The 11,645-nt window shown below is 72.7% G+C and carries 10 protein-coding genes and 1 tRNA gene; 8 read left to right on the top strand and 3 right to left on the bottom strand.

All coding sequences use genetic code 11. The annotated features are described in order from the left end of the window. Positions 1-90 precede the first annotated feature (90 nt). Complete coding sequence (locus ACH4D5_RS03615) at positions 91-804, bottom strand: FadR/GntR family transcriptional regulator (protein ID WP_398298105.1); 714 nt, start codon at positions 802-804, stop codon at positions 91-93. Positions 805-893: 89 nt separating this feature from the next. Then, a tRNA-Lys gene (locus ACH4D5_RS03610) sits at positions 894-967 on the bottom strand. Positions 968-1,176: 209 nt separating this feature from the next. Between ACH4D5_RS03610 and ACH4D5_RS03605 the strand changes: the two genes are divergently transcribed. The 8 genes from ACH4D5_RS03605 (at position 1,177) to ACH4D5_RS03570 (ending at position 9,334) form a co-directional block, all read left to right on the top strand. After that, positions 1,177-2,283: a peptidoglycan-binding protein gene (locus ACH4D5_RS03605; protein ID WP_398298103.1), complete on the top strand. Its 1,107-nt coding sequence runs from the start codon at positions 1,177-1,179 to the stop codon at positions 2,281-2,283. A 77-nt stretch (positions 2,284-2,360) separates the two neighbouring features. After that, positions 2,361-3,533 (top strand): SPFH domain-containing protein, encoded by a 1,173-nt coding sequence (locus ACH4D5_RS03600; RefSeq protein ID WP_398298101.1) that lies wholly within the window; start codon positions 2,361-2,363, stop codon positions 3,531-3,533. After that, entirely contained in the window at positions 3,517-4,161 is a 645-nt protein-coding gene (locus ACH4D5_RS03595) for an AAA family ATPase (protein WP_398298099.1), read from the top strand. Before ACH4D5_RS03600 ends, ACH4D5_RS03595 begins: the two co-directional genes overlap by 17 nt. Positions 4,162-4,239: 78 nt before the next feature. Next, entirely contained in the window at positions 4,240-4,842 is a 603-nt protein-coding gene (locus ACH4D5_RS03590) for a lytic polysaccharide monooxygenase (protein WP_398298097.1), read from the top strand. Between the two features lie 168 nt (positions 4,843-5,010). Further along, positions 5,011-6,672, top strand: coding sequence for an AMP-binding protein (locus ACH4D5_RS03585; RefSeq protein WP_398298095.1), 1,662 nt, complete (start codon positions 5,011-5,013; stop codon positions 6,670-6,672). A 309-nt stretch (positions 6,673-6,981) separates the two neighbouring features. Continuing rightward, positions 6,982-8,298, top strand: coding sequence for a sensor histidine kinase (locus ACH4D5_RS03580; RefSeq protein ID WP_398298093.1), 1,317 nt, complete (start codon positions 6,982-6,984; stop codon positions 8,296-8,298). Continuing rightward, positions 8,262-8,936, top strand: a complete 675-nt coding sequence (locus ACH4D5_RS03575) for a LuxR C-terminal-related transcriptional regulator (protein WP_398298091.1) — start codon at positions 8,262-8,264, stop codon at positions 8,934-8,936. The genes ACH4D5_RS03580 and ACH4D5_RS03575 overlap by 37 nt, the downstream gene beginning before the upstream one ends. A 65-nt stretch (positions 8,937-9,001) precedes the next feature. Continuing rightward, entirely contained in the window at positions 9,002-9,334 is a 333-nt protein-coding gene (locus ACH4D5_RS03570; protein WP_398298089.1) for a hypothetical protein, read from the top strand. Here ACH4D5_RS03570 and ACH4D5_RS03565 read toward each other — a convergent pair. After that, the gene (locus ACH4D5_RS03565; protein ID WP_398298087.1) at positions 9,309-11,498 is read right to left on the bottom strand and encodes an MMPL family transporter; all 2,190 of its coding nucleotides are present in this window, start codon (positions 11,496-11,498) and stop codon (positions 9,309-9,311) included. The genes ACH4D5_RS03570 and ACH4D5_RS03565 overlap by 26 nt on opposite strands. Positions 11,499-11,645: the final 147 nt, after the last annotated feature.

The following is an 11,645-nucleotide window of genomic DNA, read 5'->3' as shown; positions in this document are numbered from 1 at the left end:
GTGCGCCGCGTGGTCGTTCGCATGCTGCCCCCCTGGCATCGCCAGGGTTCTACGCCTCACGGCATGATCGCAAGAGCGAAAACAAGGGGTTTACCGGTCATACGAGCGATTTGGAGTGTCTGCTGGGACGGGTGAGCTCAGACGGGTACGGATGTTGCCGAAGTGCTCGCGTATGGCCTGCTCAGCGCGGAGAACGTCGCCCGAGCGCACCGCGGCGAGGATTTCCCGGTGCTGGCGGCAGGTGACCCGGGGATCCAGCGGAACGTCCACCAGGTCCGTTCGAACCTTGTGGAAAGCATCCCAAAATGCCTCCAGAACCTCACCGAGCAGCAGGTTTCCCAGGCCGCGGTAGAGCGTGGCGTGAAATGCCCGGTCGGTCTCGGCGCGCACGGCGCCCTCCGGGGACGCCGCCTCGGCCTCCATCCGTTCCACCAGGGCGTCGAGTTCGGCCAGGTCGTCGTCCGGGACGCGGCCCGCGAGGCGCGCGATCAGCCCGGTCTCCACGGCCTCGCGCAGCTCCAGGAGCTGGAGCAGGCTGTCCTCGCCGCGGTAGTGGCCCGCGACCGTGCGGAAGGCGAGGCCCTCGATCATCGGCGCGACGGACATCGGGCCGACATATGTCCCGAAACCGTGCCGGATCTCCACGATCCCCATCGCCTGGAGCGCCTTGAGGGCCTCCCGCACGGAGTTCCTGCTGACCCCCAGGCGCTCCATCAGCTCGGGCTCCGTCGGCAGGGAGGCGCCGGAGGGCAGCCTGGAATCGATGATGAGCTTCTTGATCCGCTCCTGGATGTCGCGCGCCATGGCGACACGTTAGCGGTACGGATGCGGGGACCGGCCCCGCGCGGACACGACGAAGGCCCCCCGCGTGAACGGAGGGCCTTCGCTGTCTGTGCGCCGCCAGGGACTCGAACCCCGGACCCGCTGATTAAGAGTCAGCTGCTCTAACCAACTGAGCTAGCGGCGCCTGCTGACCTGGATAACTCTACCGGATGCCGAGGGGTGGTCCCGACCATCCGGCGGCCGCCCTGCGGGGCCCGCCGGGGCGCGGGCGGGCCCCGCAGGGCGGCCCGATCCATCATTCGGACCGTCAACATGCGATATCCCGGGACAGTTGAGAAACTGACGGACGTGCAGATGCGCGAACATTCTTTTCCGGGGTGTGAGGGGAATCGCATGGAGGCCGCTCCGCTGTTCGAGGAATTCATCCCCGAGAGCGACTGCGACTGTCCCGGCTGTATTCACCGGCGCCGCACGACGGCGCACGCGCTGCCCCGGCGGCTCGGCGGTCACCCCGCGGCGCACGGCGCGCGCCGCGCCCTCGTCCTCGCCGCCGCGGCCGGCACGGTGCTCGGCGGCCAGACGCTGCCCGCGGTGGCATCGGCCGAGGTGGGAGGCCGTCCGGCAGGACCGGAGGCGAGCCCGGCGGACGACGGCGGCCCCGACACCCCGCAGGGCACCGCGAGCCCGCTGTACGGCCGCCCCGGCGTGGGCCTGGCGGGCCCGCCAGGGGCGAGCGGGGTCCGGGCGACCACCCGGACGGAGATCATCAACCGGGCCAAGGCGTGGGTCGCCGAGAAGGTCCCGTACAGCATGGAGAAGTACCGGCCCGACGGCTATCGGCAGGACTGCTCCGGCTTTGTCTCCATGGCCTGGAACCTCGGCGGCAACGAATGGACGGGCAGCCTCGACACCTACGCGACGCGTATTACGAAGGACCAGCTGCAGCCCGGCGACATTCTTCTCTTCCACAATCCGGCGAACCCCACCAATGGCTCACACGTGACCATTTTCGGGGGCTGGACGGACTACACACGCACGCATTACCTCGCATACGAACAGGCCCGCCCGCACGCCCGTAAACAGTCCACTCCCTATGGCTACTGGACGTACAAGGACCGCTACGTGCCCTACCGCCACAAGGGCGTCGGCGTCGGCCCCCCGGCCGGCTCGGGGCCTGCGGCCACCGCGCCGGGCGACGCCGGCAACAAGGTGACGCAGGGCGATGGCGGGGCCGGTTCCGCTTCGTCCGGCGGTGCGGGGGTGCCCGCCTATCCGGGCCGGGGCGTCTTCCGCCCTGGCCAGTCCCATCCGGCGATCGAGCGGCTCGGCAGGCAGCTGGTGCGCAAGGGCTTCGGCCGGTACTACACGCGGGGCCCCGGCCGCTCCTGGAGCGAGAGCGACCGGCGCAACGTGGAGGCGTTCCAGCGCTCCCAGGGGTGGCGGGGCGCGGCGGCCGACGGCTTTCCGGGGCCGGAGACGTGGCGGCGGCTGTTCCGGTGAGCGGAGCGGTGGGTGGACGCGCGCTTCCGGGGCGCGCGGAGGTGCGGGAGCCGGACAAGGTCGATGCGGAGGCAGGGATGAGCGCGACGGCAGCTTCAGAGTCACCGGCCCCGCGGGCCGACGGGGGGCCCGAGACGGGCGCCGCGCGGTTGCCGCGGGTGATCCAGAGCGAGGCCACCACCGAGATCCCCGTCCATCTGCTCTTCCGCGACGATCCGGACGACGTGACGGGCGTCGCGCTCCCGCCCGCCGTGGTGCGGCGCAGGCGGGGCACGGGGGAGCAGCCGCGGACACCGCGCCGTCCCGCGCCGATGCCCCTCGCCGCGCCGGTCGCCCGGCCGGTGCCCGACGTCGACCCGGCTCTCGTGGAGCAGCGGGCACGGGTCCTGCCCGGCCTCGCCGGGGTGCTCGGCGGCTGCGCGGGCGTCGCGGGGTGCGCGCTCTCGCTGTGGTGGGCGGGCGTGCTGCCCGAGCCCGTACCCGCGGTGACGGGACTGCCGGGCCACGAGGGCGTCCGGCTCGGCCCCGCGCAGTGGGCGTCGCTCGCCGGTTCGGGGGCGCTCGGCCTCTTCGGGTTCGGCGGCCTGGCCCGCGGCCGGGTCGGCAGGGCCTGGGTGCTGAGCCTCTTCGGCCGCTACCGGGGCACCGTCCGCCGCACCGGCCTGATGTGGGTGAACCCGCTCCTGCTGCGCCGCCGTGTCGACGTACGGCTGCGGCACTGGCGGAGCGAGCCGATGCCGGCCGTGGACCGCGGCGGCGTCGCCCTGCGCGTCGTGCTGCTCGTCGTGTGGCGGGTGAAGGACCCCGCGCGGGCGACGCTCGCGGTCGAGGACCACCAGGAGTATCTGCGGGAGTGCGTGGAGGCGACCACGGCCCGGGTCCTCTCGCGGCTGCCCGCCGACGCCTTCCACGACGACGCCCCCACCCTGCGCGACGCCGAGGCCGTCGGCGCCGCGCTGACCCGGACGCTCGCCGCGGACGCGGAGGCGGTCGGCGTCGAGATCTTCTCGGCGCAGCCGACCCGTATCGAGTACGCCCCCGAGGTCGCCGCCGCGATGCAGCGCCGCCGGGTCGCCGCCCTGGACGCACGGCACCGCGACACCGTCCTGACCTCGGTGGTCGACTCGGTCGAGGACACGGTGACGCGGCTGACCACGCGGGGCCTCGTGGATCTCGACGACTACGAGCGCAAGGCCTTGGTGAAGGACCTGACGGTGGCGTTCTATACGGGCCATGGAGAACACCGATGACCTCGCCCGTCTCACCGCCGACGCCCGGAGGCTGACGGCCGGCGTCCCGCGCGCCGTCCTCGGGATCGCGGGGCCGCCCGGCACCGGCAAGTCGACGCTCGCGCGGGCTCTGGTCGGGCGGATCGGCGCGGACGCCGCGTATCTGCCGCTGGACGGCTTCCACCTGTCCAACCGGCAGCTGGCGCGGCTCGGCCTCACCGGCCGCAAGGGCTCGGAGCCGAGCTTCGACGTGGCGGGGTACGTCGCGCTGCTGCGCCGAGTGCTCGACGACCCGGCGCACGACATCTACGTACCCGACTACGACCGCACGCTCCACGAACCGATCGCGGCCCGGCACCTCGTCCCGCCCACCGCCCGCCTCGTGATCACCGAGGGGAACTACCTCGCCTGCGACCTGCCGGGCTGGCGTGCCGCGTACGGCCTCATGGCGGAGTGCTGGTACCTCGACTCACCTGCGGAGGTACGCCAACAGCGGCTCATCGAGCGGCAGTTGGCGGGCGGCAGGTCACTGGAGGAGGCCGTGGCCTGGGTCGGGACGAACGACGGGCCCAACGGTGAACTCGTGGAGACGTCGCGGGGGAGATGCGGACGGATCCTCTCCGAGATTGGTATGGACATGTTCAACTAACGCCAATAATCTGAACTTGGTCTAGACCGCAGTGCGCGCACGTCCCACGGAACTCCCCACGTTCGGCAGGAGCGGCACATGCGAAACAAGAAGATGTACGCGGCCCTGGTCGGCCTCGGCACGGTCGGCGCGTTCGCGCTCTCCTCCGGTGGCGCCAGCAGCCACGGCTACACGGACCTGCCGGCCAGCCGGCAGATCAACTGCGCCAAGGGCGTGGTGGCTAACTGCGGCTCCATACAGTACGAGCCACAGAGCGTCGAGGGCCCGAAGGGCTTCCCCGCCGGGGGCCCGGCCGACGGCAAGATCTGCTCGGCGGGCATCGCGGGCTTCAACCAGCTCAACTCGCCCAAGACGCCCGGCGGCGCGGCCTGGCCGACGACGAAGGTGAGCGGCGGTCAGAACTACACGTTCCGCTGGCAGTTCACCGCGCGCCACCGCACCACCGATTTCAAGTACTACATCACCAAGCAGGGCTGGGACGACAGCAAGGCGGTGACCAGGGCGGCCCTGGACACCACGCCGTTCCTCAGCGTTCCCTACAACAGTCAGCAGCCGCCCGCGACCCTGTCGCACAGCGGCACCATCCCCGGTGGCCGCAGCGGTCACCACGTGATCGTCGCCGTCTGGACGGTCGCGGACACGGCCAACGCGTTCTACGCCTGCTCGGACGTCCAGTTCTGACGAGGTCTCCCCGCGTCCTCGCCGGTTCTGGGCACAGCCCGAGGGTCTTCCCCACACCCCACGGGTAGGGTCCGCGCACGCCGTGCCGACCACACGGCGTGCGCGGAGCCGTACGCGAACACGCGCCGGACTCCCCATCTGACGCTCCATCAATTACCGTGCGCGGCCATGGAGAGCACCGGAAGCACGGTCGCGCAACTCGTACAGGCGCGCTGGGGCGACCACCGCACCGGCCTGCGCCACGCGGGCGGCCGGCTGACCCACCACCAGGTGACGGCCGGCGCGGCGGCCAGGGCCGCGCTCCTCGCCGACCTGCTGCCCCCGCACGGCGAACGCCACATCGGCGTCCTGCTCGACAACACCCCCGAATTCCCCCAGTGGTTGAGCGCGGCCGCGCTCGCGGGCGCGGCGGTCGCCGGCATCAACCCCACGCGGCGCGGCCCGGAGCTGGCCCGCGACATCCTGCACACCGACTGCACGGTCCTCGTGACCGAACGGACCCACCTGCCCCTCCTCGCCGGGCTCGAACTACCGGGCGTACACGTCCTCGTGACCGACACCGACGCCTACGCCGACCTGCTGGCCCCCTACGCCGACGCGAAACCGGAGATCGACCGGACCGTCCGCCCCGACAGCCGCATGCTGCTCTACTTCACCTCCGGCTCGACGGGCGCGCCCAAGGCGGCGATCTGCAGCCAGGGCAGACTGGCCGCGGCGGGCCGCTCCCTGGTCCAGCACTTCGGGATCCAGGCCTCCGACACCCACTACATCTGCATGCCCATGTTCCACGGCAACGCGGTGATCGCGGACTGGGCCCCGGCGCTGGCCGCGGGGGCGGGGGTGGCGCTCCGGTCCCGCTTCTCCGCGTCGGGCTTCCTCCCGGACGTCAGGGAGTTCGGCGCGACGTACTTCACCTACGTGGGCCGGGCCGTCCAGTACATCCTGGCCACGCCCGAGCGGCCCGACGACCGGGAGAACCCGCTGCGCGTCGGCTTCGGGACCGAGGCGGGGGCGGTGGACGCGGCGCGCTTCGAGAAACGCTTCGGCGTACGGCTCGTCGAGGGCTACGGCTCCTCCGAGGGCGGCGCCGCCATCCAGCGCACCCCCGGCACACCGGCCGGGGCGATCGGCCGTGCGGCACCCGGGGACGACCTCGCGGTGGTGGACCCCGAGACGCGGCGGGAGTGCGAGCCGGCTCGATTCGGGGTGGACGGGCGCCTCTTGAACGGCACGACTGCCATAGGGGAACTGGTCAACCGGGGCCCGAACCCCTTCGAGGGGTACTGGCGCAACGAGGAGGCGCAGGCGGAACGGTGCCGCGACGGCTGGTACTGGACGGGTGACCTCTTCTACCGCGACGCCGCGGGGTTCCTCTACTTCGCGGGCCGTACGGACGACCGGCTGCGGGTGGACAGCGAGAACCTGGCGGCGGCGATGATCGAGAACATTCTCGCGCGGTACGACGGGGCGGTGGCGGTGGCGGTGTACGCGGTGCCCGACCCGGTGGCGGGCGACCAGGTCATGGCGGCGCTGGCCCCACCGCCGGACGCCGCCTTCGACCCGGACGCCTTCGCCGCCTTCCTCCTCGCCCAACCGGACTTGGGGACGAAGATGGCTCCCGCCTACGTCAGGGTGGTTCGGCGGATGCCGACGACTGCGACGAACAAGGTGGCGCGGGGGCTGTTGCGCCGCGAGGCGTTCCTCTGCGAGGACCCCGTCTGGTGGCGCCCCCCGGGCTCCGGGTCCTACCGCCGCCTCACCCCCTCCGACGTGTCATCCCTCCTGACGAGGTACGCCACGCATTCCCGTGCGGTGCTTTTGGGCCGGTGACTTGTGCCCTGCGCCGCCCGGCTCGGGTAGGAGCACCGAGCCCGCCGCTTCGCGGCGGATGTTTCCCACCCACCCACCCGTTTGCCCCGCAACGACCTGCGGGAGTAGGGGCGAGGCCCCCCACCGGGCCGCAGCCGCGAGCGCGCCCGAGGGGACGTGGGGGTATGTGCGAACGGAGCACTGAGCGCACTGTGGCGTCTTTGGACTTGAGGCGTGGCGCAGGGATGGCGAGTACGCACATACCCCCGCGGCCCCGCCCCACAGGCGGGCAGGAGGCGGACCCCGCCAGAACCCCTTTACCGTAGGGCCATGGCTCGGGGGAGTGTGGTGGTTCGCCTTTCGAAGGGTGCTGTGCCTTGGCGCAGTGTCGTGTATCTGCTGGGAGGGGGGATCCTCGGTGCCGGGATCCTCGTCCTGGGGCTCGTCCTCACCACCGTAGGCGTCCTCCTCAGCCTCGTCCTCATCGGCATCCCCCTCCTCGGCGCCCTCGCCTTCGCCGGCGTCCCGGTCGCCGCCCTTGAGCGCCGCCGCGTGCTTCTCCTCGACCCCGACCCTGCACCCACCCCACATCGCACCCCCACCACCCCCGGCATCCCCGCCTGGTTCCGCCTCCGGCTGAAGGAGCAGGCGACCTGGCGCGAACTCGCGTACACCGTCCTGTTCGCCCTCGTCCTGTGGCCGCTCGACCTCCTCGTCCTCGCCTGCACCACGGCCTTCCCCGGCCTCCTCCTCGCCGCCCCCGCCCACCTCGCCCTGACCGGCGGCCCGGGGCAAGGAGGGGTCCGGCCCGCCAAGTTGTGGCTCGTGGAGTCGTACCCCGCGGCGTGGGGCACCGCGCTGCTGGGGCTCGTCCTGCTCATCGCCCTCGCGTACCCGCTCGGCGCGTACGCCACGGCCCGCGCCGCGTTCACCCGCCTCCTCCTCGCCCCGCGAGAGGCGGAGGCCGCCGACGCCCTCGCGGAGGTCACCCGTTCACGCGCCCGCCTCGTGGACGCCTTCGAGGCCGAACGCCGCCGTATTGAGAGGGACTTGCACGACGGGGCGCAGCAGCGGCTCGTCGCGCTCACCATGACCCTCGGGCTCGCCCGTCTCGACGCACCCCCGGGCAGCCCCCTCGCCGAGCAGCTCGCCACCGCGCACGACGAGGCGGGCCGCGTCCTCACGGAGCTGCGTGAGCTGATCCGCGGCATCCACCCCCAAGTGCTCGCCGACTACGGCCTCGCCGCGGCCATCGAGGACGCCGCGGACCGCTCGGCCGTCCCCGTGGAGACGGTGACAAAGACCGACGACGGCACCCCGCTCCCGCGGCTCCCCGAAGCCGTCGAATCCGCCGCCTACTTCGCGGTCCGCGAGGCCCTCACCAACATCGGCAAGCACAGCGGCGCCACCCGGGCCCGCATCACCGCCACCCACACCGGCGGTGTACACGGTGTACTCCGCATCGACGTGCGCGACGACGGCCGCGGCGGCGTCGACCCGGCCCGCGGCACGGGACTCACCGGCCTCGCGGACCGGCTCGCCGTCCTCGATGGCACACTGACGGTCGTCGGCCCACCGGGCGGCCCGACCATCCTGTCCGTGGAGATCCCGTGCCAAGCAGCAGAACGACCGGCGGCCGAAGCCTGAGAGTCGTCCTCGCCGAGGACAGCGTGCTGCTGCGCGAGGGTCTTATCGGCGTCCTGGCCCGCTTCGGGCACGAGACGGTCGCCGCGGTGGGCGACGCGAACGCGCTGCGGGACGCCGTGTCGGCGTACGACCCGGACATCGTCGTGACCGACGTGCGGATGCCGCCCGGCTTCCAGGACGAGGGACTGCGGGCGGCCGTCGCGCTCCGGGCGGCACGGCCGACGCTCCCGGTGCTCGTGCTGAGCCAGTACGTCCAACGGTCCTACGCCGCCGAGCTCCTGGACACCGGTGACGGCACGGGCGTCGGCTATCTCCTGAAGGACCGCGTGGGCCAGGTCGAGCAGTTCGTCGACGGGCTCACGACGGTCGCGGAGGGCGGCACGGTCGTCGACCCGGAGGTCGTACGGCAGTTGCTGCGCCGCCGCCGCGACCCGCTGGAGCAGCTGACTCCGCGCGAGCGCGAGGTGCTCGCCCTCGTCGCCGAGGGCAGGTCGAACGCGGCGATCGCCGCCGAACTCGTCGTCTCCGAGGCGGCGGTGGGCAAGCACATCGGCAACATCCTCGGGAAACTGAACCTGCCGCCCGCGGACGGCACGCACCGCAGGGTGCTCGCCGTCCTCGCGTATCTGCGGGCGTGAGGAACCCGTGGTGAACGAACACAAGTCGGTAAAACCGCGCGTGTGACCGATTACGATTCTGGTCCATGAGCGCGCCAGACCAGACCACCCCGGCCCCGAGCGACACCCCGCAGGGCACCCCGGACACCCCGGAGAACGAGGCGCCCACCCCCGCCGCCCGCGCCCGGCGCGCCCGTATCGCCGCGGCCTCACTGCTGATGGCCGCGGCGGCGGTGGTCCTCGCGCTCCGGCTGGCGAGCCGGTCGTCCGTCCTCGTCGTCGGGGTCTACGGACTGCTGCTCATCCTCTGCGGCGGAGTGATCGAGCTGAGCCGCCGCGGCCGGACCAGGCTCGGCACCTGGCTCCTCGCCGCGGGGCTCGCGGCGGCGCTGGTCATGGACGGTTTCGTTCTGTCGTAGTTGTCGTAGCACCTTTCTCGGACATGGACGAGGTCGTGAACTCCCGTACGCCATAACGCTCGTGGAGGCGCCGCAGCGGCCCCGGAGCCCACCACGCCCGGCTCCCGAGCAGCGCCATCGTCGCCGGGACGAGGAGCATGCGGACCACGGTCGCGTCGATGAGGACGGCCAGGGTCAGACCGAGCCCGATCTGCAGGATCGGTGAGAAGCCGCCGGTCATGAACCCGGCGAAGACGATGGCCAGGAGCAGCGCCGCACAGCTGACCACGCGCCCGGAGCGGCGCAGGCCCTCGACGACGGCGGTGCGGTGGTCGCCGGTCTCCGCCCAGCTCTCCCGCATCCGGGAGAGGATGAACAGCTCGTAGTCCATGGCGAGCCCGAACGCGATGGCGATGATGAGCGGCGGCGCCGTCAGGCTCAGCGCGCCGAGCCCCTCGCCGCCGAGCAGCGACGCCCCGTGTCCGTGCTGGAAGACCCAGGTGACGACGCCGAGCGCGGCGCCGAGGCTGAGCAGCGTGGTGGCGAGGGTGCGCAGGGGGATCAGGACCGACCCGGTGAAGGCGAAGAGCAGCGTGAACAGGCCGACGAGGACGGTCAGTACGGCCCAGGGGGCGCGCTCGGCGAGCATCGAACGGAAGTCGACGAGGCGGGCGGCGTTGCCGGTGACCTGGACCGGTTCGGCGCCGCGCAGATCGCGGACCCGCTCGACGAGGCCGGTCGCGGTCGGCCCGTCGACGGAGCCCTTCGGGGTGAGTTCGAGAAGGACGGTGCCGTCGCGGAGACGCTGGCGTTCGGACGCCGCGATGCCGGGCAGCGCACGGATCTTGCGCTCGCAGTCGGCGGGGGCGCCGGGGCGGACGAGGACGCTCACGGGGTCGGTGCCGGCCGCGGGCGGAAAGTGCTCGCGCACGGTGTCGTGGAGCTGCCGGGCCTCGGTGTCGTGCGGCAGCTGCCGGGCGTCGCCGATGCCGATGCGCATCCCGAAGGCGGGCACGGCGAGGACGACGAGAGCGGCCCCCACCAGCACGAGCACGGCAACCGCCCGCCGGGCGGCAAACCGCCCCACCCGGGCGAAGACCCTCCCGTCCTGGCCCTCCCCCTCCCGGCCCTTACCGTCCCGGCCCTTCCAGTCCCCGCGCGCCCCGAATCGCCCCGCCCCCGCTGCCGAGATCTTCCCGCCGAACCGTGCGAGCAGCGCCGGGAGCAGCGTCAACGCCGCCAGCATGTCGACGACCACCACAGCCCCGGCCGCGAGACCCATGCTGCGGAGGAACGGGCTGGGGAACCAGAGCAGGCCCGAGAGGCAGATCGCGACGGTGAGCCCGGAGAAGAGGACGGTGCGCCCGGCACGGGCGACCGTCGCGTGCACGGCCGCGGCGACATCGCGCGCCCGCGACCGCTCCTCGCGGAAGCGGACGACCATCAACAGCGCGTAGTCCACGGCGAGTCCGAGCCCGAGCATGGTGACGATCTGGACGGCGTAGACGGAGATGTCGGTGAGCAGGCTGAAGCCGTACAGGATCAGGAAGGCCCCGGCGACGCCGCTGACGGTGACGAGCAGCGGGAGCCCCGCGGCGCGCAGGCCGCCGAAGATGAGCAGCAGCACCAGCAGCACGGCGGGCAGCGTGATCAACTCGGCCTTGGCGACGTCCTCCTGGGCCCGCGTGCCCAGCTGCTCGCCGAGGAGGGGGCCACCGCTGACGGCCACGTCGGCCGCGTCGATCTGGCGGATCAGGTCGGCCGCGTCGCCGACGGTGTCCTCCTCGGCGTCGTCGTCGAGCCCGCTCTTGAGGGTGACGGGGATCAGCAGCGCCCGGGCGTCGTCGGCCACGAGACCGCGCCGGTCGTAGGGGTGGGGGACCTCGGCGACGCCGGGCAGCGCACGCACCGCGGCGACGGCGCGGCCGACCTCGGCGCGCAGCCGGGGCCGGTCGACGTCACCGCCGCCCGAGACGACGGCGGTGATGGTGGCGCCGGATGGGTCGAGGTCGTCGAGGAGCTCGTCGGCGACGACCGACTCGCTGCCCGGCACGTCCTCCACCGTCGAGGTCAGATCCCCGAAGACCCGGCTCCCGAAGCCGAGTCCGAGGACGAGCAGGCAGATCCACACGGCGATCACGGTGAGCGGGCGGCGTGTCGCCGTCCGGGCGAAGGTGGCGAGCATGACGGCTCCTGGGGAGTGACCGGACTGTCCGCCCAGAGTCGTCCCGGAACCGCCCCCGCGAATCACCGCGCGGAGCGGTCTTGTCCCCTCCCTCGCCGGAGCGAGCACTCACCCGCAGGAGGGAGCCCCGCACGAGCGCCGCCCCAC

The organism is Streptomyces sp. NPDC018029, assembly GCF_044327655.1.
Taxonomy (GTDB): domain Bacteria; phylum Actinomycetota; class Actinomycetes; order Streptomycetales; family Streptomycetaceae; genus Streptomyces.
Note: the sequence above shows the minus strand (reverse complement) of the source record. Positions and strands in the feature narration are given on the sequence as shown.

Excerpts from the sequence above, each read along its gene's own strand:
- ACH4D5_RS03570 (WP_398298089.1), top strand. The coding sequence starts at position 9,002 with ATGAGCGCGCCAGACCAGACCACCCCGGCCCCGAGCGACACCCCGCAG.
- ACH4D5_RS03580 (WP_398298093.1), top strand. The coding sequence starts at position 6,982 with ATGGCTCGGGGGAGTGTGGTGGTTCGCCTTTCGAAGGGTGCTGTGCCT.
- ACH4D5_RS03590 (WP_398298097.1), top strand. The coding sequence starts at position 4,240 with ATGCGAAACAAGAAGATGTACGCGGCCCTGGTCGGCCTCGGCACGGTC.
- ACH4D5_RS03615 (WP_398298105.1), bottom strand. The coding sequence starts at position 804 with ATGGCGCGCGACATCCAGGAGCGGATCAAGAAGCTCATCATCGATTCC.
- ACH4D5_RS03595 (WP_398298099.1), top strand. The coding sequence starts at position 3,517 with ATGGAGAACACCGATGACCTCGCCCGTCTCACCGCCGACGCCCGGAGG.
- ACH4D5_RS03565 (WP_398298087.1), bottom strand. The coding sequence starts at position 11,498 with ATGCTCGCCACCTTCGCCCGGACGGCGACACGCCGCCCGCTCACCGTG.
- ACH4D5_RS03585 (WP_398298095.1), top strand. The coding sequence starts at position 5,011 with ATGGAGAGCACCGGAAGCACGGTCGCGCAACTCGTACAGGCGCGCTGG.
- ACH4D5_RS03605 (WP_398298103.1), top strand. The coding sequence starts at position 1,177 with ATGGAGGCCGCTCCGCTGTTCGAGGAATTCATCCCCGAGAGCGACTGC.
- ACH4D5_RS03600 (WP_398298101.1), top strand. The coding sequence starts at position 2,361 with ATGAGCGCGACGGCAGCTTCAGAGTCACCGGCCCCGCGGGCCGACGGG.